Here is a 20,694-nt window from a genome sequence, read left to right as displayed (position 1 = left end):
GCACATCATTGCGCAGCATGGGATCCGCGTGCTCGGTCGCACCGACTGCTCGGGAACAACGGTCATCATCGGACTTCGGACGCAGGTGATGCTCAAGGTCATGAATATCGACCAGCATCACCGCACGTCACCTCACTCCACCAATTCGAAGCTCGCCGTCAGTCCTGCAGCTTCAGCCGATGGCGCCACCCATACATCGAACACACCCGGCTCCACGGTCGGTTGCAATGCCTGACCGATGAACAACAAGTCCGCACGCCGCAACACAAACTCCACCGGCGCGCTGCCGCCAGCCGGCACCGCGAGTTTGCGGAAATCCTTCAGCTCCCGCACCGGCCGGGTCACGCTGGCGCTGCGGTCGCGCACATACAGTTGCACCACTTCGTCCGCATCGCGCGTGCCGCGGTTGTAGATGCGTGCGCTGATGCGCATGCTGCCATTGGCTGGCAGGCGTGCATCGCTCAAGCTCAGTTCGGCATAGTCGATGCGCCCATAGGTGAGCCCATGGCCGAACGGAAACAGTGCCGTGTTGGGCGCCGTCCGGTAATGCGTGGTGTAAGGCTCCAGCTCGTCCGGCCGGGGATTGGGACGGCCGGTTGGCGGGTGGGCATAGGTGTAGGGCACCTGCCCGACCGCATGTGGAAAACTCACCGGCAAACGGCCGGACGGTGCCTGTGCACCCAACAGGATGTCAGCCAATGCAACACCGGCCGCCGAGCCCAGGAACCAGGTCACCAGGATCGCCGCGCATCCAAGCACCGGCCCTTCCAGCGCAAGCGCGCGACCGGTGCTGAGCAGGACCGCGACAGGCGTGCCGGTGGCGACGACTGCCGCCAGCAACTGTCGCTGCGCTTCGGGGATGCAGATCTCGCTGCGCGATTGCGCTTCGCCCGAGTAGCCCAGTGGTTCGCCAATCGCCAGCAGCGCGACATCGGCACATCTGGCGGCGACAACCGCGGCCTGCACACCGCCCGGCAATGCTTGCTCGAAGTCGCAGCCGTCCACCACCTGCAGTGCCTGCGGATCCTGCAGCGCATTCGCCAGCGCGGTGGCCAGCGTATTGCGCTTGTCTTCCTCGTCGAACAGGCTCCATGGCCCGGCGTGGTTGATCCAGTCGCGCGCCATGGGCCCGATCAAGGCAATGCGCTGGCCGCTGCGGCGCAATGGCAGCAACTCGCCATCGTTCTTCAGCAACACCACCGATTTGCATGCGGCCTCGCGGGCCAGTGCCAAGGTGTCGGTGTTGCGCTGCGATGACTGCGCCCGTGCGGGCCGGATGCGCCGGAACGGGTCGTCGAACAGCCCCAGTGCCGCCTTGAACGCCAGGACGCGTCTTACCGACGCATCCAGCCGTGCCATCGGCACGTCGCCTGCGGCAACCAAGGCCGGCAGGTGCTGTAGATACAGGCCGCTTTCCATGCTGATATCCACCCCGGCCAAAAACGCCAGTCTTGCCGCGTCACGGCCATCGGCCGCAACGCCGTGCGCGATCAGTTCCTGGTCGGCCTGGAAGTCGGACACGACCAGGCCGGGATAGCCCCATTCCCTGCGCAACATCGTATCCAGCAGCCACGCATTGGCAGTGGCGGGAATGCCCGACAGTTCGTTGAAGGCGGCCATGGTCGTGACCGCGCCTGCGGCAAACGCCGCCTGGAACGGCGGGAAATACACCTCGCGCAGCGTCCGTTCGGACACGTCCACGCGGTTGTAATCCAGCCCGCCCTCGGCCGCACCATAGGCGGCAAAGTGTTTGGGGCAGGCGGCCATCGCTTCGGGATGGGCCAGCCCCACATCGCCCTGAAAGCCGCGCACCCGTGCCTGCGCAAACAGCCGCGCCAGCAGCACGTCTTCGCCGGCGCCTTCCACGCCACGCCCCCAGCGTGCATCGCGGGCGATATCCACCATGGGCGCGAAGGTCCAGTCGAGACCCACAGCACTGGCCTCCATCGCCGCGGCACGCGCGGTACGCTGTGCCAGCGTTGGCTCGAAGCTGGCCGCCTCGGCCAACGGCACCGGGAACACCGTGGTATAGCCATGGATCACATCGGCGGCGAACAACAGCGGAATCCGCAACCGGCTTTGCAGCGCTGCCTGCTGCAGTTGCTGATGCCAGCGCACGTTGGACCCGTTGAACACTCCGGTCAGCCGCCCGGCTCGGGCGGCGGCCAGTTGAGCGCTCCCGTCGGCAGTGCGGGTCAGCGGATTGGCGACGATCGCCTTGCCATCCTGCTGCGCCGAACTGAACAGGCTGAGCTGGCCCGCTTTTTCCTCCAAGGTCATGCGTGCGATCAATGCATCGATGAAACCAGGCGGCCGCGCCGCACCGGTCGGCAATGCCCAGCCAGCGGGAATGCGCGCGAGCAGCGCCAGTGTTCCGGCGCTACGCAGCAGCTGGCGTCTAGTAGTGCATGCAGGCATAGGAAGGGTGCTTGGCGGCGGCGGTCAACGCTACTGGATGGGCAAGCCCGCACACACATACCGGTTCGCATTCGCGATGCCCGCTTCGGGACCAACCGATGGCGTCAGTGGATGCGCAGCCCCCCGGCATTGCCATCGGCGTGTTACGTCCACGCGCATCCATCATTTCGTCGCGGGCTCTGAAATATTTCTTCATGTCCCCGCTGCCTAGCCGGCTTCCAGGCGGCGGACGTCACATACGCACCCATGGAGACAGACGCGAAGCCCGGTGTTTGGCGCTACAGCAACATGAGTGACACTACACGAGCGGCAATCTCATCTCGCCTGCCCTGTGTTTGGAGACGGACATGTCCAGAGAAGCGCGATGGCTCCTTGTCACACTGCTCGCCATTACCTGTGCAACCGGATGCTGCGCTCGGGCTGAAAGCGCGCCAGAAGCATCGCCAGCACGCGTGCAGATGGATGCCTACACAGCAAACAAGTTGAACGCCGTGCTGGAGGAGACCTCACGGCATCGCGGCCTGAGCACCGGGCACATGATCGACTTGGTCTCTGCGCAGTTTTTGGAAACGCCTTATCGCGCAAACGTGTTGCAGGGTTCGGCCACGGTGCCAGAGAAATTGATCGTGGACTTTACCGGCTTGGACTGCTTCACCTATCTAGACTATGTCGAAGCAGCCCGGAAGTCGCACTCACAGCAGGACTTCGTCAACAACCTGATCATTACCCGCTATGTCGACGGTGTCGTCAGCTTTACGCACCGCAAGCACTTTTTTACCGACTGGGCGAACCGGCCGTACGAGCTTGCCACCGATATCACCACACGGATCAGCACCCACACTGTAACCGTGATGAAGCAGCTCAACTTGAAAGCAGACGGCAGCAACTATCTGCCCGGCTTGCCGATGGTCGACCGGGCTGTCACCTATATCCCCACCGAGCACATCGACGGCAGCGTCATCCGCAAGCTGCGTACCGGGGATTTCATCGGCATCTATACCCATCTGGCCGGGCTGGATGTCACGCACGTCGGATTCTTCATCATGACCGACACAGGCCCGGTGTTACGTAACGCCTCCTCCCGCAAGGAAAACGAAAAGGTCGTTGACTCGCCCTTCATGGAGTACGTGGCGCGAACGCCGGGAATCATCGTTTATAGAGCCAAGGAGTAAGCGTCACCTCTGCCTTCATTGTCGGCCGCCCACCTGGCCGCGTCGGCTACAGTGGATGCGACGCCCGCGCAGAAGCGGCAGCCAGCGCGCTGGCATGACGCGACTCCAGCGGCCTGCGGCCGAGCGATCTTCGCTGGGCCGCGCGGGGCCGATGCCTGGAAGGGCGCGCGTGTCCACCAGCCACAATGTCACTTGCTTCTTCATCCCGCATCTCCCGAAGCAACAAGCACGGCCGCGTGCCTGGGTGCCTCGTGTGCATCGATTGGCACTCAGGTGGCCAGCATCATGGCCGCATCCCGAGCTCGCTGCCTGAGCTGGCTCCTAAACCAAACCACGCTGCATCTCGACAGGGATCGTCGCTGCGGGCACGACGGAGTAGCCAGGTAGGCGAAGACCCGCGCGACAGCAGACACATTTCATCTGCAGGAGAACTGCCCTTTTCCGTTGCGGAATGATCATTTCGCAGGTGAAGCGTCCCGGGTCCGCAGCTTGATGTCATTTTCGAGTCACTGACGACGATGACGCATGCCACACAAGGTGGCCGTGAATGCCGGGCACGCCTGAGCATTTCGATTGCACGCTGGGAAGTCCGCACTGCAATTCCCCGAACCGTTGATGGCGGCAGCTGCGCCAGACCGTGTCTGCGTGGCGCACGTCGACCGTGCTGTCGCGCGCGTTGCCCTGCCAACAGCGAGCTATGCGCTGCAATCGAGGCCGGCACCGCCATGCGCCCATCGGATGAGGTGTCAGGTATCGATGCCTCACGTCAGCAGCCGCGCAAGCCCGGGCGGCAGCATGCCGCCCTTCCCCCCACAGCGAGGACATGCCGTGATGAAGACCCCTTCAGCCAGTGCTTCCCAGCCACCACGACCGACCGATACAGACGTCGTGATCGACATAGCGCCGCCACAACAGCACACCGCGGCGCCGACGCCCGCTGCCAACCCTGCATTGTCGCGCCTGGCTCCCAGACCGTCCGGACGGCGCAGCAACCCGGAACGCGGCACAGGATCTGGCAGCGCTGCCGACAGAAACCAGCACGGCGGTGAGAGCCCGCTGCTGCATGCCGACAACAGCACCAGCGAGCGCTTCTTCGACGCCGTGGACTTCCTGTCAGCAGCAGAGACGTCGTCCATTGACCACGAACACGCTGCACCACCCGATCCACCGGTGCCCACACCTGCAGCCACCAACACGCCGACACGCAGCGAGCGCCTGGGTGCACTGGCTGCATCGATCAGGACCAGTGCAGTGCGTGGCGCAAGCGCCGTGTTTGGACCGACTGCCAGCGCGGTGGCGGCGGCAGCGCACGGCATAGTCCCGACCAGTTTCGACGGACAATACCTGGGTGCGGCGCTGGGGCATCTGGTGCACCAGGCCAGTTCGGTGGGACCGACCACGTTCGCACGTGAATTGCTGGGCGAAGGATTGTTTGCCGCGCTCCGCCAGCTTCCGCCCGAAGCGGTGGTTGCCATGCAGGCCGTCTCCGGCACGCTGCAGATGGCGCTGCATACGCTACGACGCAACCGCGAGAACCGCAATCCAGACGCGGCTGCGCGGGGCTTCCACAATCTCAGTCTCGAACAGTGGGATGCATTGTCCGTCCAAGAACAGGGAAGCAGGAGAGAAGAACAGCAGCATTATTCGAATCTGGTCACCCGGCTCGCGTTGGGCGGCATCCTGAGCAACATCGCTGTGGGTGCGGCCGGCAAGGCATCCGGCCAACCGGAGCTGGCTGCCAGGCTGCTGGCCAGCGACCTGAAGATCGCCGCCTATGCCGCAGCCCGCGACACCATCCAGGCCACCTTCAAGATGGTGGGAATGCAAGACCCGGCCCGCTCCAATGGCGGCATCAACGATCCGCACATCACCAGCGCAGGCAGGTTCTACGGCATGGCCAACGTGCTGGCCAACCTGGCGTCGAACGAGCTGGCGTCGCCGGACTTCGCAGCGGCCCGGCAGCGCTGGGCCGGCCTGAACTCGCCTTTCACCAAGGGCGAGGCAACCAGCGTCATCTTGCGTCAATCGGCGATGACGGCGGCCTTGAATGTCGGCCTGGAAACGGCGGACTGGATCAATGTCACCCAGCACGAAGCCGACCAGGCCGGGACCAAGCAGATCTGGGAACCGGAGTGGAAGGGCAAGCGCGAGGATTACGAGAGGGTCATGGATCATTCGGTCGCCCGCACGGCCGCCATCAATTCCAATATCGCGCTTGGTACCGCCATCAACATGATTGGCGCCTGGGTCGGGCTGTCGCCCGCACGCAGCGGCCTGCTCTCCAACACGGTGTCCGGCGTGGCCGCCGGCATGCAGTACAAGACCATCGGCGCCACCTGGCAGGCCGATGGGGCCGTTCGCGCAGCCGAGGCGGCTCGCTCGCAGGCCGGGTAAGCACGGCGATCAAACCGCCGCGCTCGCCATCCGGCGGGCGCGGTGTGTACTCCCACGGCACTACCTCTGGGCACGCAGTGTGGGCAGGCAAGCAACGCAGTGCGCCACCGCCGCGTGCAGCAGCGTTACTCGGCAACCACGCCGCGCTTGCTCAGAATCGCGTGGATGGCATGCGCATACTTGTCGCGCTCGGCCGGCGTTTCGGAATGATAGGCGCCCACGGCGGCCCAGGTATTTCCGTATTTATTGGTCATCTCGCGCAGCCGCCAGGCGGCGACATACACGCTGACGCACGGCTGCATCAACGCGTCCCTGGAGATGCCGTAGCTGGAAAGACGGCGCAGATGGATCGAGTTGATCTGCATCTTTCCGTAGTCGACCGTGCCGTTGTTGTTGCGATGGATCGCGTCGGCACGGCCGCGTGATTCCTGCCATGCGATGGCGCGCAGCACCCATGGATTGACATGTTGATAGCCGGCGGCCTCTTCGAAGCAGTCTGCGCGTGCGAGTGGCGCGGCGCACAGCAACGCCGCCGCAATCAACACCCGGCGCCGGGAAGCGGCTGCCTGCCTGGGCCACAGCGCGTAGCAGTGCTCGCCCACGGGCAGGCTTTTGGAGAGCGTGGCCCACTGCTGTGGACGGCCAACACCCGTGCCGTGCACAACCGGACACGTGGTCGGCGTATCGGTTTCTGTCATGTCTGTCACCTGATCGTCGTTGATTCCAGCAACGTCGCGGAGTGGACAGGCATCCCCGGCTGATCCAACCCCCGCTCGATCGCAACACCATAACGGTGCTGTGCACACGCATGCACTTGCTGCACGAAACGTCTATGACCGAAACGAAATCACCCCACGCATCGTTTCAATGCAGCTGTTTTCCAGCGTATTCCGGATATTTTTCCGCCGCGACGTTCGCAAGTAAAAGCGCGCTTTCGCGTCCTTACCGATGCATCACCGGTACCTCTTCTACCTTGCGGACGGGGCAATGCAGCGTCCCCGTTGCGACCTTGCCGTGACAGCTTTCCGGCAACCGCGATGTACCCAGTCAACCACATGAGACGGGAATCACCATGGACTCATCTATCGGAAACTTTTCCAACTTCAGCAGCAACGTGCAGACGATGGGCATCGGGCCCCAGCAAACTCAGGACTCCGGTCAGCGCTCGTCTTCGGCTGGCTCCGAGCAACAGCTGGATCAGTTGCTCGCCATGTTCATCATGATGATGCTTCAGCAGAGCCAGGGCAGCGATGCCAATCAGGAATGCGGCAACGACCAGCCGCAGAACGGTCAGCAGGACGGCCTGAGTCCGTTGACCCAGATGTTGATGCAGATCGTGATGCAGCTGATGCAGAACCAGGGCGGCGCCGGCGTGGGCGGTGGCGGTTCGGTCAACAGCAGCCTGGGCGGCAACAGCCTGGGTGGCGGTTTCAACGCCAACCTGTCGAGCATCACCGGCCAGGCCTGATCGGCACTGCGTGCAGGCTGCCGGGCCATGCGGCAGCCTGCACGTTGCAGCACCATCGACTGCCGCGATGCCCTGCTTAGGGCGAGACGATATGCGGGGTCAGCAGGAACAAGCGCTGCAGCCGCGACCCACCCTGCTGGCGATGCTTGAACAGGTTACCCACCAGTGGAATCCTGGACAGCCCGGGCACCTTGTTCAGATCGGTCTGATCGGTATCCTGGGCATAGCCGGCGATCAGCAGGCTCTGGCCTTCGTTGACGAATGCCTGGGTGGTGATCTCGCTGGAAGTGATGACGGGAATGCCATCGACGGTATTGGCGCCCAACTGCCCGTCTTCGATACGCACATCCAGGCGCATCTGCCCGTCGGGCGAGCCCGGCACCACACTCGGCAATACGCGTAGCGACACACCGGCGGACAGGTTGTAGAGGTCCGCGGATGCATAACCGCTGACACGCACGAAGGCCTGCTGCTTGTGGTCCATCACCGCCTCCACGTTGTCCAGCGTCGCCACCTGCGGGGTGGACACGATCTTGGCCTTGTTGGTCTGCTCGAGCGCCGACACACGCGTCATCAGGTAACGCCCGGCGTCGCCCAGAACCGCCGTCAAGGTGCCGCCCAACGGAGCGTTTGCCCCTGCCGCCGCCGCACCGCTCAAGCTGCCGTCGTAGCCAAGCTGGCCGCCACGGCCGTCGCCAGTCTGCACATCCACACGCCGGCTGTGGAAGCGCCAGTCCACGCCCAGATCCTGCATGGCGCCGTCGCGGATCTCGATGATGGTGGCATCGATCTGCAGCAGCTTGGGGCGGTTGTCGAGCTGCTGGATCAAGCTGCCATAGGCGGCCATGCGCTCCGGGCGGTCGCGGATGAGGATGGCATTGGTGCGCGGGTCGGCTTCGATCACCGGCGCGTCCGATGCCGGCTCGCCGCCGCTGCCCGCATCCACCGCCAGTGGCGCATCGCGGCGCGCCTGGCTCATCTCCGGCCACACACTGGCTGGCGCATTGGCGCCCGTACCCGGCAACGGCGGGCTGACCGGCACCCGATCCGACGGCGAGCCACCGCCGAACCACGATGCAGGCAGGCCGAGAATGCCGTTGCCACCGTTGCTGCCGCCGCCATTCTGGGCCTGACCGTTGTTGCCGAAGGTATTGGATGAGCCGCCGCCGATCGGTTGCACCCGCCCGAAATTGGCACCCGGCCCGGGCAGCGCCGCCGTGGGCGCGCCATGCACGCCGTACATGCTGCGCAACAGACTGGCCATGCCCGGCACCTGGACGTCCTGCCCACCGATGCGGGTGCTGTGATCGGCGGCCTGCGCGTAATGCAGCTGAAACACCTGCACCTCGGTGGCATCGCGTTGGCGCGCGCCCTGCTCGACCTGCCTGGCAATCGCAGCGACGGTATCCACATAACCCGGCGGGCCGGACACCACCGCCACGTGCGCCGCCTCATCGTAACGGACCGGAAAGCGCGGATCGTCCAGCCGCATGCGTGCAAGCGCATCGCGCAGCGCACTGGTCGATGCAGCGCCCAGATTCAAGGTTGCATTCTTGGTTTCGTTGGCGCCCCAGATCCTGAGCACGGCACCGTCGTAATACCAGACGAAGCCGAACGTCGCAGACAGATCGTCGAGGAATTTCTGCGGGCTGGCCTCGAACTTGCCACTGAGCGTGCCGGTCACCTCCGGCGAAATCCAGGTGGTGATGGATTGGCTGGCGGACAGGTCGCGCAGCACCTCCTTGAGATCCTTGTGGTCGGCGACGTATTTGAAGCTGCGCGAATGCCATGGCACCTGCGCGGCAGTGGCATGCGACGGCAGCAACGGCAGCAGGCTCAATAGCAACGCGGCGGCCAATGGCGCGCGTCGATGGCGGTGAACTGGAGGACAGGCGTATGCCATGGCGTTCCCTCTGCGAGGCAAGTGAAAGAAGTCGATGGGGCGGCACCTGGCAGGCAGGCGTCGTCCGGGATTGCGTACCGGTTGCAGGCGGCTGCAGACACGGCGTCAAACAGCAAATCCGGGGCTGGTGCGGTCAGTGTAGGCAGCGCATCGCAGGCGATGTCTCAACAATGATCAATTCGCTGCGCCTCCTTTGCCGCCGATGTTGGCGGCATCGTGCAACTGCTGCTGGAAGTGGATGAAGCTAAGTGCGTCACCGGATTGCGCAATAAACACGCTGGTCAGCAATGCGAGCAGCAGCAGCGCCAGGACCCCACGGATCGGCTGGCTCAGATTGGAAGGCTCCAGCTTGTCAGCAGCGCGGGCCACAAAGCCGATGGCCAGATCCACCAGCACCAGCACCAACATCAGCGGTGCGGCCAGCTTGACGATTGCGGCCATCATGCCGTCGGTCTGCTGGATGACGAAGGATTCGGCGACCGCCCCCATGTCCGGCGTGAGCTGGCTCAGCGGCCACCAACGAAACGATTCGAACAGCGTACCGAGCAGCATCAGCATGCCGCCCAGCGCGTAGAAGGACACGATCGCCAGCTGCATCAACACCGTGGAGACCGGCGTGCTCTGCTCACCGCTCAGCGGGTTGGTCATCTGCACGTTGTTGTAGCCGGACACATCGTCGATCAGCAGGCCCACGCTCTCGGCAACCCAGAACACCGTGGATGCGGCAAACCCGATCAGCAGGCCAACGAAGGCTTCCTTGAACACCAGCCCGACCAGGCCGGTTGCTTCGATCCTGGCCAGCGCATCGGCAGGCTGTCCGTAGGCGATGAAGGAACTGAGCACATAGATCACGCCGTTGCGCGCCATCCCCGGAAGACTGTCCTGCGCCATGGCCGGCAGCACGAAGAACATCACGAACACGCGCACCCCGCACAACGCCAGCAGGGTCAGCAGCGACACGCCCTGGGACGACAGCGCCAGCAGCGCGGTGGCGGTGTCGCTCATTGCCGCACTCCGCGCGCGGCACGATGCAGGCGCAGTCCGACCAGGGCCTCGATCGCGTCTTCCTCTTCGGCCGCATCGCGTTGTGCCTGCCAGGCACGCTGCGCGCGGGCGGCTTTCTGCGCATACACATCCGCCTGCGCCTGCAGCCTGCTCAGTGCCTGTTGCACTGCTGCGGCCTCGTCGCGTGCGCCCTGCACCGCCTGCGTCGCTGCGACCAGCGCCTGCTCTGCGGCGCGGCAGCGCTCTTCCAGCACGGCGCGGAAGCGCTGGTGCTGCAGGATCGCCGCGATGTCGATCGGCTCACCCGCGCCGGCCTTTTCGGCCAGCGTGGCATCGAACGCGGCAAGACGCGCGGTGCAGGCGCTGGCCTCCTGACTGCAACTGACGCGCTCGCGCTCGCACTGCGCCAGCGCACGCCTGCAGTCGCCCAGACGGTCCTGCATCCGCGCGTGACGGCGCGTCTTCAGCTGCTGCAACGTCGCCCAGGTGCTGGCACGCTCACGCATCGTCGATCACGCCGGCAAGCTGCTCCAGGGTGGTGTCGTAGTCGCTGAGCTGATCGGTGGGCTGGCTGAGGAAGTCGCGAATCGCGTCGATCCTGGCGATTGCCTCGTCGGCGACCGCATCGCTGCCCTGGCGGTATTCGCCGACCTGCAGCAAGGTCTCCACCTCGTTGTACTTGGCCAGCAGACGCCGCAGCTGGCCGGCATACCGGCGTTGCTCGGCAGACACGATCTGGCTCATCACCCGGCTCAGGCTTCCCAGCACATCGATGGCCGGGTACTGGTTCCTGGCGGCGATCTCGCGCGACAGAATCAGATGCCCATCGAGGATGCCGCGCACTTCCTCGGCGATTGGATCGCTACCGGTGTCGTCCTCGGCCAGCACGGTGTAGAAGGCGGTGATCGAGCCGGTCTCGCCCATGCCGGCACGTTCGAGCAGGCGCGGCAGCTCGGCGAACACCGACGGCGGGAAGCCGCGCCGGGTGGGCGGCTCGCCGGCGGCCAGACCGATCTCGCGTTGCGCGCGGGCAAAGCGGGTCAGCGAGTCCATCATCAGCAGCACGCGCAGGCCCTGATCGCGAAAATATTCGGCGATGGCGGTGCCGACATAGGCCGCCTTGGCGCGCTCGATGGAGGAGCGGTCGGAGGTGGCGCACACCACCACGCTGCGCGCCAGGCCATCCTGGCCAAGAATCATCTCGATGAACTCACGCACTTCGCGTCCGCGCTCGCCGATCAGCACGATCACGTTGACGTCGCACTGCGTGCCGCGCGCGAACATGCCCATCAAGGTGCTCTTGCCGACGCCGGCGGCGGCGAAGATGCCCATGCGCTGGCCTTCGCCCAGCGTCATCAGGCCATCGACGATGCGCACGCCGGTCGGCATCGGTTGTTCGATCAGGCGCCGGCGCATCGGGTCCGGCGCCTGCGCCTGGATCTGCACCCAGCCGTCGCCGGCGACCGGCCCCTGGCCGTCGGCCGGCTCGCCCAGGCCATCGAGCACGCGTCCCAGCAGCGCCGACCCCACCGGCACCGCCAAGGGGCGCCCCGAGCCGATCACACGCGTCTCGCGCGATAAGCCCAGCAATTCGCCGAACGGCGCCAGCAGGGCGAGATTGCGGCTGAAGCCCACCACCTCGGCGCGCTGCAACAGCCTGCCATCGCGCTGGCGCAACTCGCACACCTCACCCAGGCTGACCTGCACCCCGGCGACCTTGAGCATGGTGCCGATCACTTCGACCACCTTGCCGTAGCGGCGACCGAAGGCCAGCGCAGCCAGTTCGCGCTCGAGCGTTGCCTCCAGCAGCGGCATCTCAACCGTCATCTTGCACCGCCTGCGGCGCGGCCAGCACGCGGCGGATGACCCGCTGCAGGCTGCGCAGCTGATCGCGCAGATCGGCCTCGAACACGCCGGTATCCCATTCGCATACGCAGGCGCCCAGCGCCAGCTGCGCGTCGCCGCACAGTTCCACCGGCATGGCCCAGCCGGCGGCCGCCGCGGCCGCATCGAAGGCGCGCCGCGCGTCGTCCAGCGCATCCGGATGCACGCTTACCCGCAGGCCCTTGGCCTCGTCCAACGCACCCTCCAGCGCCTGTGCGGCGCGCGCGTACAGCGCAGCGGGATCGTGCCCATGCAGGACCTGGGCGCAGGCATGCGCGACGATCCTGGCCAGACGCTCGCGGGCGCGCTGCGCGGCATCCTCGGCCGCGAAGGCATGGCGTACGCCGCGCTCGTTCCATGCGTCGAGCTGGCGGCGCAGCCCGGCGGCATAGCCCAACCGTGCGCTGCGCTCGGCCTTGTCCCGGGCATCGTTGAGGATCGCCGCGGCCTGCTGCTGCGCATCGTCGATCAGCGCCTGCGCACGCGCCTGGGCGTCTGCCAGCGTCTGCGCGCACCGCGCGTGCACCTGTACAGCCGCGGCATCCAGTTCCAGCACACAGGCCAACGCCTCGCGGGGAATGAGGTCGCCGTCCAGGCCCACCGCCTCCTGCGTGGACCTCAGCCACAGACGCATGGCAACTCCGGCAGCAAGGTGGGAAGCGCCTGCAGGAAGGCATCGCTGGCGCCATCTGCAGCGACAGGCGCCACACGGGCAGCGCCCAACGGCAAGGACAGCGCGATCACCTTGGCGACGCAGGGGTCGGGCCAGGCGCCATCGGCCGCCAGGCGACGCCAGCCATCGCCGACCCATGCCGCCGGGTCGGCATCGCGCGGCAACAGCGGCGCTGTCATGCCGGTGACCGCGCGATGGCGCACATGGTCGAGCACTGCCTGCCCCACCCGCTGCTCGAACCAGCTCAGGCGCTCGCGCTCGATGCAGCGGCGCAGCGCCAATGCACGCGAGAACAACGCGCGGCTCATCAACACTTTGGCGAGCAGTTCGGGCGCCAGCACGCCCAGCCGGCTGGCCAGCGGATCCAGCGCACAGGGCGGCATGCTCGACCACCCCGTCCAGGCCTGGACCACGCGCACACGACGCTGCGCAGGCGCACCTTCCCAACCCGACGCAGCGACCGTCCCCAGCCAGTGGGCCACCCGGTCTGCATCCAGCGATTGCGCCAGCGCGGACAGCGCCGCCGTCCCGCGTTGAAGCCACAGTGCCGCGTTGTCGATGCGTGCCTGGTCGATGCCTGACTTATCCATCCGCTGGCCTCACCCAGCATGTTTTCTGGACAACTCGCGCAGGCGCTGCCAGCCGCCCCAGCGCCGCGCATTGGCGTTCGGCCACCAGTACAGCGCTACCGCAGCGAGCGCCACGCACAGCGCCAGCGCGCATCCGGCCAGCCATGGCCACGCCCAGGCACGTGGCGGTGGCGATGCGGAAAACTGCGCATCGCTTTCCGCGCCACCAGGCACCAGCGTGACGCTGACGTTCTCGTAGGTCAGCCCTTCCACGCTGTGCATCACCAGCGTCTTGATGCTGGGCACCAGGCTGGTCAGATCGCTACCGACGCGAAACTTGATGAACACCGCGGCGCTGGAGGGCTTGACCGAGGTGGACAGCGGGTCGTTGTTGGGAAGCACGATCTCCACATCGGCCGCGATCACGCCATCGATATTCGACAAGGTCTGCGACAGCTGCTGCGACACGCCGTAGATGAAGCGCACGCGTTCTTCGGTGGGTGTGGAGATCAGGCCGTCCTTCTTGAACATCTCGCCAAGATTGGCGTGCCGCTCGTGCGGCATGCCATGCGCGCGCAGCACCTGCAACGCGTACGACACCTGATCGTGCGGCGCGTTGACCGCCCAGGTCTTGCCGTCATCGGGCGTGAGCTTTTCCGCATCCACACCGGCCGTCAGCAGCACGGCCAGCATGTCGTTGGCGTCGTTCTCGGTCAGCCCGGAATAGAGCTGCTGGTCGCAGCCAGACAGCAGCAGTGCGAGCAGCAACACCAGCAGATATCTAAGCGTTCGCATGCTATTGGTTCTTGAACAGTGTCTGCACGGCGTTCTTGCCCGACTCCGCTACCCCAACGCTGACATTGAGGTTGAAGCCGACCATCGTCACCTCATTCATCAACTTCATCTGTTGCGCAACCAGGTCATTCAGCCCCATGGTCGGCGCCTGCGTGCTGAAGACATCGATATGCTCGGTCATGCTGCGCACGCCATCGTTCTGCACGTCGACCATGCGGCTCATCATGCTCGGCTCGCCGACACGCTGCATGGCAGGCGGCAGCGGGCTGGAGGACTGCATCAGCGCCTGGAAACGACTGACAAGCGCCTGGTTCGGCGCCGCCGTCGGCGACGCCGCTGGCGTGGTCAGGCCGGTACTGGCAGTGATCGTTGCGACAGGAGGAATGAGCGTCATGACATGTTCCGCAGGCTGGGTTTTGTCGGGGTCAGGCGCGCAGATACTGGGCGTTGGGAACTTCCATCGGCGCGGCGGATTCGGCCGCCGCTTCCAGCGGCGCGGGTGCCGGGGTGTAGCGTCCTGACAGCGCCTTGACCAGGCCAACGGCGTCGGCATCGGCGTTCTCTTCGATCAGACCCTCTGCAATGCCATGCCACGACGGGTCGCCCACCGCAAACAGGCAACACGCGTACAAGGCCTTGCACAACGGCTTGGAGCCCGCATCGGCCTCCAGCTCACGCAGCAGGCGCGCGCCCTCCAGATAACCTCCGCGCTTGATCGCAATCCAGGCATCGAAGGTATCCAGCGCCTTCAACTCCGGCCGCAGCACCCGCACGGCGGCCAGTACCGCCGCGGCCTCTTCGAGTTTTTCGTGGGTCAGCCCGACCGTGATGAGGTTGATCAGCCCACTCACGACCGAACCGGAACATTCAATCTTTTCCATACCGCACCTCGTCATTCAATGGCTGTGGACAGCATGCGTGCGTAACGTACGCGTCGGCGCCAACCAAGACTTTTCAGAAGCGAACATCGGAATACCATCGCGAACAAACACATCGTGCTTCGTCCACCCATGCACACGTTCGCCCTGGAATCGGATCGCCTGACGATGGCTCGACCAGAATCGGCGTGCAGCAACAGCGGCCGGAGATCGCCATGTCGGATGAGAAGACCGAGAAGCCGACCGAAAAGAAACTGCAGGATGCGCGCAGGGATGGGGAAGTCCCGATCAGCCCGGATGTCACTGCCGCTGCGGTGCTGCTGGCCGCGCTGTTGGTGCTGAAACTGGCAGGCAGCTATTTTGTCGAACACCTGCGTGCATTGATGTCGATCGGTTTCGATTTCACCGCCAATACGCGCGATGCCACCGCCTTGCACCGTGCACTCGGTCGCATCGGCATCCAGGGCGTGTTGCTGACGCTGCCCTTCGTGGCGGCCTGCCTGGCCGCGGGATTGATCGGCACCTTTGTGCAGACCGGGCTCAATGCCTCGCTCAAACCGGTCACGCCCAAGTTCGATTCGCTCAACCCCGTGAACGGCGTCAAAAAACTCTTTTCGTTACGCAGTCTCATCAACCTGCTGAAGCTGGGCATCAAGGCCGCAGTGATCGGCGTGGTGCTGTGGTATGGCCTTCGTGCACTCATGCCGACCATCATCGGGCTCGCCTACCAACCAACGGCCGACATCGCACAGATCGGCTGGCGCGCATTGGGGGTCCTGTGCGCCCTGGCGGCGCTGGTGTTCGTGCTGGTCGGCGCGGCGGATTGGAGCGTGCAGCATTGGCTGTTCATTCGCGACAAGCGCATGAGCAAGGACGAGCAGAAGCGCGAACACAAGGAGAGCGAAGGCGACCCGGAAGTAAAGGGAAAACGCAAGGAATTCGCCAAGGAACTGGTCTTCGGCGACCCGCGCGAGCGCGTTGCCAAGGCCAAGGTGATGGTGGTCAACCCGACCCATTACGCCGTCGCGCTCGCCTACGAGCCGGACGGTTTCGGTTTGCCGCAAGTGGTAGCCAAGGGCGTGGACGACGGTGCGCTGGAACTGCGTGCCTATGCGCACAACCAGGGCATTCCGATCGTGGCGAACCCGCCGTTGGCGCGTGCGCTGCATGAGGTCGAACTGGGCGAGGCGGTTCCCGAATCCCTGTTCGAAACGGTGGCGGTGGTGCTGCGCTGGGTCGATGCGCTGGGCCGCGACAACGATGACGGCAGCGGTCCGCTGCCCTGCTAGGAGATGGCATGCGCCTGACACGGTATTTCTCATACACCGGTGAAGTGGCGATCGCCGCCTTGGTGGTGGCGGTCATCGGCTTGATGATCCTGCCGCTGCCCACCCCGCTCATCGATACGTTGCTGGGCATCAACATCACCTTGAGCGTGGTGTTGCTGATGGTCACGATGTATGTGCCGGACTCGATCTCGCTGTCGTCGTTTCCCTCGTTGCTGCTGTTTACCACGCTGCTGCGGCTGTCGTTGAACATCGCATCGACAAAATCGATCCTGCTGCATGCCGAGGCTGGCCACATCATCGAGAGCTTCGGCGAGCTGGTGGTCGGCGGCAACCTGGTGGTGGGCCTGGTGGTGTTCCTGATCATCACCACGGTGCAGTTCATCGTGATCGCCAAGGGCTCCGAGCGCGTGGCGGAAGTCGGTGCGCGCTTCACCCTGGATGCGATGCCCGGCAAGCAGATGAGCATCGACGCCGACCTGCGCGGCGGCAACCTGAGCGCGGACGAAGCACGCCGCAAACGCGCGCGGCTGGCCATCGAGAGTCAACTGCACGGCGGCATGGATGGCGCCATGAAATTCGTCAAGGGCGACGCCATCGCCGGCTTGGTGATCACCATGGTCAACATCCTGGCCGGCATCGTGGTGGGCGTGACCTACCACGGCATGAGCGCAGGCGAGGCGGCCAACCGCTTTGCGATCCTGTCGGTGGGCGATGCGATGGTCTCGCAGATCGCCTCGCTGCTGATCTCGGTGGCGGCCGGCGTGATGATCACCCGTGTCGCCAACGAGAACGAGGCCAGGATCAGCTCGCTCGGGCTCGAGATCGGCCGCCAGCTCACCGGCAATGCGCGCGCCCTGCTGGCGGCGAGCGTGCTGCTCGCCTGCTTTGCGTTCGTTCCGGGATTTCCTGCGCTGCTGTTCCTGCTGCTGGCAGCGGCCGTGGGCACAGGCGGTTATACGATCTGGCGCAAGCAGCGTGATGTCAGCGGCAGCGATCAGCCCACGCTGCCATCGACCAGCCGCAAGGGCGCCAAGGGCGATGCGCCGCACATCCGCAAGAGCGCGCCGGATTTCGCCTCGCCCCTGTCGATGCGCCTGTCGCCGCAACTGGCTGCGCAGCTGGACCCGGCACTGCTGGACCAGGCGATCGAGAGCGAGCGCCGGCAACTGGTGGAACTGCTGGGCCTGCCGTTTCCGGGGATCGCGATCTGGCAGAGCGACTCCCTGCAGGACCTGCAGTACGAGGTGCTGATTCACGACGTCCCGGAAACCCGCAGCGCATTGAGCGATACGGCTGACATGCCGAAAGCGCTGGCCCAGCAAGCCATCGCGCCGCTGCATGCACGCGCGCATCTGTTCGTCGGCATCCAGGAGACGCAGTGGATGCTGGAACAGGTGGGCGCGGACTATCCCGGGCTGGTCGCAGAGGTCAACAAGGCCATGCCCGCCCAGCGCATTGCCGATATCCTGCGCCGGCTGCTGGAAGAACGCATCCCGGTGCGCAACATCAAGAGCATCCTGGAGAGCCTGGTGGTGTGGGGACCGAAGGAAAAGGACCTGCTGATGCTGACCGAGTATGTGCGCTGCGATCTCGGCCGCTATCTGGCGCACACGGCCACCGCAGGCACCGGGCAGCTGCCTGCGGTGATGCTCGACCACGCGGTGGAACAGTTGATCCGGCAGTCGATTCGCGCCACGCCGGCAGGCAATTTCCTGGCGCTGCCACCGGAGCAGGCCAACCAGCTGGTCGAGCAGGTGGAACGCATCGTCGAAGATCAGGCGCGGCATCCACTGGCAGTGGTCGCATCGATGGACGTGCGGCGTTATGTCCGCCGCATGATCGAGGCGCGCCTGAACTGGCTGGAGGTGTATTCGTTCCAGGAACTGGGCGCAGAGGTGCAGCTGCAGCCGATCGGCAGAGTGGTGGCTTGATGCGTAAGCCACCGGTTCGCCACGTGCGCATCCTGCCTGTCACCGGTAAACCGCTGCAGCCGCCCGCAGCGCCCACACCGGGGCGTGCGACGCAGCGTGTCAGCTTCATGCAACTGCGCCGGCGCCTGGGCAGCGTGCCGCCCGGATTGCCGGACATGGTGTTGCCTGAGGATGGCGACGACACTGCGCCGCTGCCCGAAGCGGCGGATGCTGCCCGCGACGGTCACGACGCTGCGCGGCTGCAAAGCGCGCCAGCCTGTCTGGATGACAGTCATCGTGGACAGATCGCCCGAGGCGAGAACAGCGACGCGTTGGGTCGGCAGATCGCCGCCGAGTGGATCCGCACCCAACGCGCGCAGATAGCCATCCACCATATCGCGCTACGAGTGGCCGAGTTCTGCAATGCCACGCCGGTGCGCGGCGCAGGAATCTGGGAGGCATGGCTGGAGATCAACCACGACATCCTGCCGCAGACCACGCTGTTGTTGCGGCTTTCGCCAGACCAGCTATCGCTTCGCTTCGACAGCGGCTCGCCCGAGACGCGCGAGGTACTTTGCAATGGAAGAAAGCGCTTGGATACCGCATTGAAGGCCGCGCTCAGCGGCGCGCTTCAGATCAGCATCGAGGTCGTCTAGCGCCGCACACGCAGCAGGACAGCCATAACCAGGGACCCCGCTTTGTCAACCGTGCCGAGCCCGACGTCACCGACACGCGACCTGTCGCAAGCGCTGACCCACGTGCCAGCCGCACGCGCGCAGCTGGGCAGGGTGCTCTGCGATGCGCGTGCCGTGCAGCGGTGTGGCCTCACCGCGCAACGTCGTGGCATCCGGGCTGCGGAAGCGGCGCGTCTGCAGCTGCAGGTCGATAGCGGCAGCCTGGAGTTGCGGATCGCCGCACGCGACGGCCTGGCGCCGCTGTTGAACGAAGCCGACGACGCCCTGCGTGCAGCGATCGCCGGTGTGCTGTTGAGCGATGATCTGCGCGCCCTGGAACCACTGGGACTAGGCGCTGCCGAGGTGGTCGCCTTCGAGCGCTGTGCGGATGCAGTCGATCGCCTCGATATCGGCATCACGCTGGGCGGCATCGACGCAATCGCAGAGACCGCCAGCCCACTGCTGCTTGCCGCGCTGCAAACGGCTGTCGCTGCGCTGGCGATGCCATCGCCACTGCCGGCCTGGCTGGGGGCACTGCGGCTGAGTACGCGCCTGCTCATCGGCCAGCGCACGGCAACGGCGAGGCTGCTGCAAGCGCTGCGCCCGGGTGATGTGCTGCTGCACGCGCTCGCCCCGGCTCCCGTGCGCAACGGCGAGCTGCTCTGGGGCATCCCTGGAGGCGCGGTGTTGCGCGCTCCGGTGGCCCTGAACCTGCAACAGATGATTCTGGAGACCGCTCCCGCCATGCAGCACGATATGCCCGAGCTCGATGCCACATCGTCCACCACCGATGTGGCGGCACTGGAACTGCCTGTCCACCTGGAAGTGGATCAACTTGCACTGTCTGTGTCGGTGCTGTCGGGCCTGCAGCCCGGCCAGATACTCGAACTGTCGGTGCCGGTGGATCAGGCCGACATCCGTCTGGTGGTCTACGGCCAGACCATCGGCATCGGCCGGCTGCTGGCGGTGGGCGAACATCTCGGCGTGCAGATCCTCAGCATGTCGGAGACCGCGCATGCAGATGCCTGATGTCGGCTCGCTGCTGCTGGTGGTCATCATGCTGGGCTTGCTGCCCTTCGCAGCGATGGTGGTGACCTCCTACACCAAGATCGTGGTGGTGCTCGGCTTGCTACGCAATGCCATCGGTGTACAGCAGGTGCCGCCCAACATGGTCCTCAATGGCGTCGCGTTGCTGGTGTCGTGCTTCGTGATGGCGCCGGTGGGCATGGAGGCATTCAAGGCCGCGCAGAACTACAGCCCCGGTGCCGACAACAGCCGCGTGGTGGTGCTGCTCGACGCCTGCCGCGAACCGTTTCGGCAGTTCCTGCTCAAGCACACGCGCGAGCGCGAGAAAGCCTTCTTCATTCGTTCGGCGCAGCAGATCTGGCCCAAGGACAAGGCCGATACGCTCAAGCCGGACGACCTCCTCGTGCTGGCACCGGCATTCACGCTGAGCGAGCTGACCGAGGCGTTCCGCATCGGATTCCTGCTGTATCTGGTCTTCATCGTGATCGATCTGGTGGTGGCTAATGCGTTGATGGCAATGGGTCTGTCGCAGGTGACGCCGACCAACGTGGCCATTCCGTTCAAGCTGCTGTTGTTCGTGGCGCTGGATGGCTGGTCCATGCTGATCCACGGCCTGGTCTTGAGTTATCGGTGACG

19 protein-coding genes are annotated in these 20,694 nt (G+C 65.3%); 8 read left to right on the top strand and 11 right to left on the bottom strand.

The genetic code is table 11. The annotated features are described in order from the left end of the window. Nucleotides 1–132: 132 nt before the first annotated feature. The gene (locus tag AC1PLA_RS02745) at nucleotides 133–2,418 is read right to left on the bottom strand and encodes a glycoside hydrolase family 3 N-terminal domain-containing protein (protein WP_481105543.1); all 2,286 of its coding nucleotides are present in this window, start codon (nucleotides 2,416–2,418) and stop codon (nucleotides 133–135) included. A 347-nt stretch (nucleotides 2,419–2,765) separates the two neighbouring features. Here AC1PLA_RS02745 and AC1PLA_RS02740 point away from each other — a divergent pair, with 347 nt between their 5' ends. Together AC1PLA_RS02740 and AC1PLA_RS02735 are read left to right on the top strand one after the other, a co-directional pair. Continuing rightward, on the top strand, nucleotides 2,766–3,590 hold the full coding sequence (locus AC1PLA_RS02740) for a DUF1460 domain-containing protein (protein ID WP_481105542.1): 825 nt from the start codon (nucleotides 2,766–2,768) through the stop codon (nucleotides 3,588–3,590). 831 nt (nucleotides 3,591–4,421) lie between these two features. Continuing rightward, on the top strand, nucleotides 4,422–5,984 hold the full coding sequence (locus tag AC1PLA_RS02735) for a hypothetical protein (protein ID WP_481106148.1): 1,563 nt from the start codon (nucleotides 4,422–4,424) through the stop codon (nucleotides 5,982–5,984). 125 nt (nucleotides 5,985–6,109) lie between these two features. Here the strand turns inward: AC1PLA_RS02735 and AC1PLA_RS02730 are convergent, their stop codons facing one another. Further along, on the bottom strand, nucleotides 6,110–6,682 hold the full coding sequence (locus tag AC1PLA_RS02730) for a lytic transglycosylase domain-containing protein (RefSeq protein WP_481105541.1): 573 nt from the start codon (nucleotides 6,680–6,682) through the stop codon (nucleotides 6,110–6,112). 374 nt (nucleotides 6,683–7,056) lie between these two features. Between AC1PLA_RS02730 and xopA the strand changes: the two genes are divergently transcribed. Next, entirely contained in the window at nucleotides 7,057–7,452 is a 396-nt protein-coding gene (gene xopA, locus AC1PLA_RS02725; protein WP_039517013.1) for a XopA/Hpa1 family type III secretion system protein, read from the top strand. Nucleotides 7,453–7,528: 76 nt separating this feature from the next. Here xopA and sctC read toward each other — a convergent pair whose 3' ends face one another. The 9 genes from sctC to AC1PLA_RS02680 form a co-directional block, all read right to left on the bottom strand. After that, nucleotides 7,529–9,355, bottom strand: a complete 1,827-nt coding sequence (gene sctC / locus AC1PLA_RS02720) for a type III secretion system outer membrane ring subunit SctC (RefSeq protein ID WP_481105540.1) — start codon at nucleotides 9,353–9,355, stop codon at nucleotides 7,529–7,531. Nucleotides 9,356–9,529: 174 nt separating this feature from the next. Continuing rightward, entirely contained in the window at nucleotides 9,530–10,360 is an 831-nt protein-coding gene (sctT, locus tag AC1PLA_RS02715) for a type III secretion system export apparatus subunit SctT (RefSeq protein ID WP_481105539.1), read from the bottom strand. Beyond that, entirely contained in the window at nucleotides 10,357–10,866 is a 510-nt protein-coding gene (locus AC1PLA_RS02710; RefSeq protein WP_481105538.1) for a type III secretion protein HrpB7, read from the bottom strand. The genes sctT and AC1PLA_RS02710 overlap by 4 nt, the downstream gene beginning before the upstream one ends. After that, nucleotides 10,859–12,187, bottom strand: coding sequence for a type III secretion system ATPase SctN (gene sctN / locus AC1PLA_RS02705; RefSeq protein ID WP_481105537.1), 1,329 nt, complete (start codon nucleotides 12,185–12,187; stop codon nucleotides 10,859–10,861). Before sctN ends, AC1PLA_RS02710 begins: the two co-directional genes overlap by 8 nt. Then, entirely contained in the window at nucleotides 12,177–12,878 is a 702-nt protein-coding gene (gene sctL, locus AC1PLA_RS02700) for a type III secretion system stator protein SctL (RefSeq protein WP_481105536.1), read from the bottom strand. Before sctL ends, sctN begins: the two co-directional genes overlap by 11 nt. Continuing rightward, nucleotides 12,863–13,492: a type III secretion protein HrpB4 gene (locus AC1PLA_RS02695; RefSeq protein WP_481106147.1), complete on the bottom strand. Its 630-nt coding sequence runs from the start codon at nucleotides 13,490–13,492 to the stop codon at nucleotides 12,863–12,865. The genes sctL and AC1PLA_RS02695 overlap by 16 nt, the downstream gene beginning before the upstream one ends. Nucleotides 13,493–13,516: 24 nt before the next feature. Continuing rightward, the gene (gene sctJ, locus AC1PLA_RS02690) at nucleotides 13,517–14,281 is read right to left on the bottom strand and encodes a type III secretion system inner membrane ring lipoprotein SctJ (RefSeq protein WP_481105535.1); all 765 of its coding nucleotides are present in this window, start codon (nucleotides 14,279–14,281) and stop codon (nucleotides 13,517–13,519) included. A 1-nt stretch (nucleotide 14,282) separates the two neighbouring features. Next, complete coding sequence (locus tag AC1PLA_RS02685) at nucleotides 14,283–14,675, bottom strand: type III secretion protein HrpB2 (protein WP_481105534.1); 393 nt, start codon at nucleotides 14,673–14,675, stop codon at nucleotides 14,283–14,285. A 31-nt stretch (nucleotides 14,676–14,706) separates the two neighbouring features. Next, nucleotides 14,707–15,162 (bottom strand): HrpB1 family type III secretion system apparatus protein, encoded by a 456-nt coding sequence (locus AC1PLA_RS02680; RefSeq protein ID WP_481105533.1) that lies wholly within the window; start codon nucleotides 15,160–15,162, stop codon nucleotides 14,707–14,709. Nucleotides 15,163–15,374: 212 nt separating this feature from the next. Here AC1PLA_RS02680 and sctU point away from each other — a divergent pair, with 212 nt between their 5' ends. From sctU to sctR, 5 genes are all read left to right on the top strand, one after another. Continuing rightward, on the top strand, nucleotides 15,375–16,448 hold the full coding sequence (gene sctU, locus AC1PLA_RS02675) for a type III secretion system export apparatus subunit SctU (protein WP_481105532.1): 1,074 nt from the start codon (nucleotides 15,375–15,377) through the stop codon (nucleotides 16,446–16,448). A gap of 8 nt (nucleotides 16,449–16,456) precedes the next feature. Continuing rightward, complete coding sequence (locus AC1PLA_RS02670) at nucleotides 16,457–18,379, top strand: FHIPEP family type III secretion protein (protein ID WP_481105531.1); 1,923 nt, start codon at nucleotides 16,457–16,459, stop codon at nucleotides 18,377–18,379. Further along, complete coding sequence (gene sctP / locus AC1PLA_RS02665; protein ID WP_481105530.1) at nucleotides 18,379–19,014, top strand: type III secretion system protein SctP; 636 nt, start codon at nucleotides 18,379–18,381, stop codon at nucleotides 19,012–19,014. The genes AC1PLA_RS02670 and sctP overlap by 1 nt, the downstream gene beginning before the upstream one ends. Before the next feature lie 93 nt (nucleotides 19,015–19,107). After that, on the top strand, nucleotides 19,108–20,061 hold the full coding sequence (gene sctQ, locus AC1PLA_RS02660) for a type III secretion system cytoplasmic ring protein SctQ (RefSeq protein WP_481106146.1): 954 nt from the start codon (nucleotides 19,108–19,110) through the stop codon (nucleotides 20,059–20,061). Then, complete coding sequence (gene sctR, locus AC1PLA_RS02655) at nucleotides 20,048–20,692, top strand: type III secretion system export apparatus subunit SctR (RefSeq protein WP_006451038.1); 645 nt, start codon at nucleotides 20,048–20,050, stop codon at nucleotides 20,690–20,692. Before sctQ ends, sctR begins: the two co-directional genes overlap by 14 nt. Nucleotides 20,693–20,694 lie beyond the last annotated feature (2 nt).

The organism is Xanthomonas sp. NCPPB 1826 (genome assembly GCF_056725285.1).
Note: the sequence above shows the minus strand (reverse complement) of the source record. Positions and strands in the feature narration are given on the sequence as shown.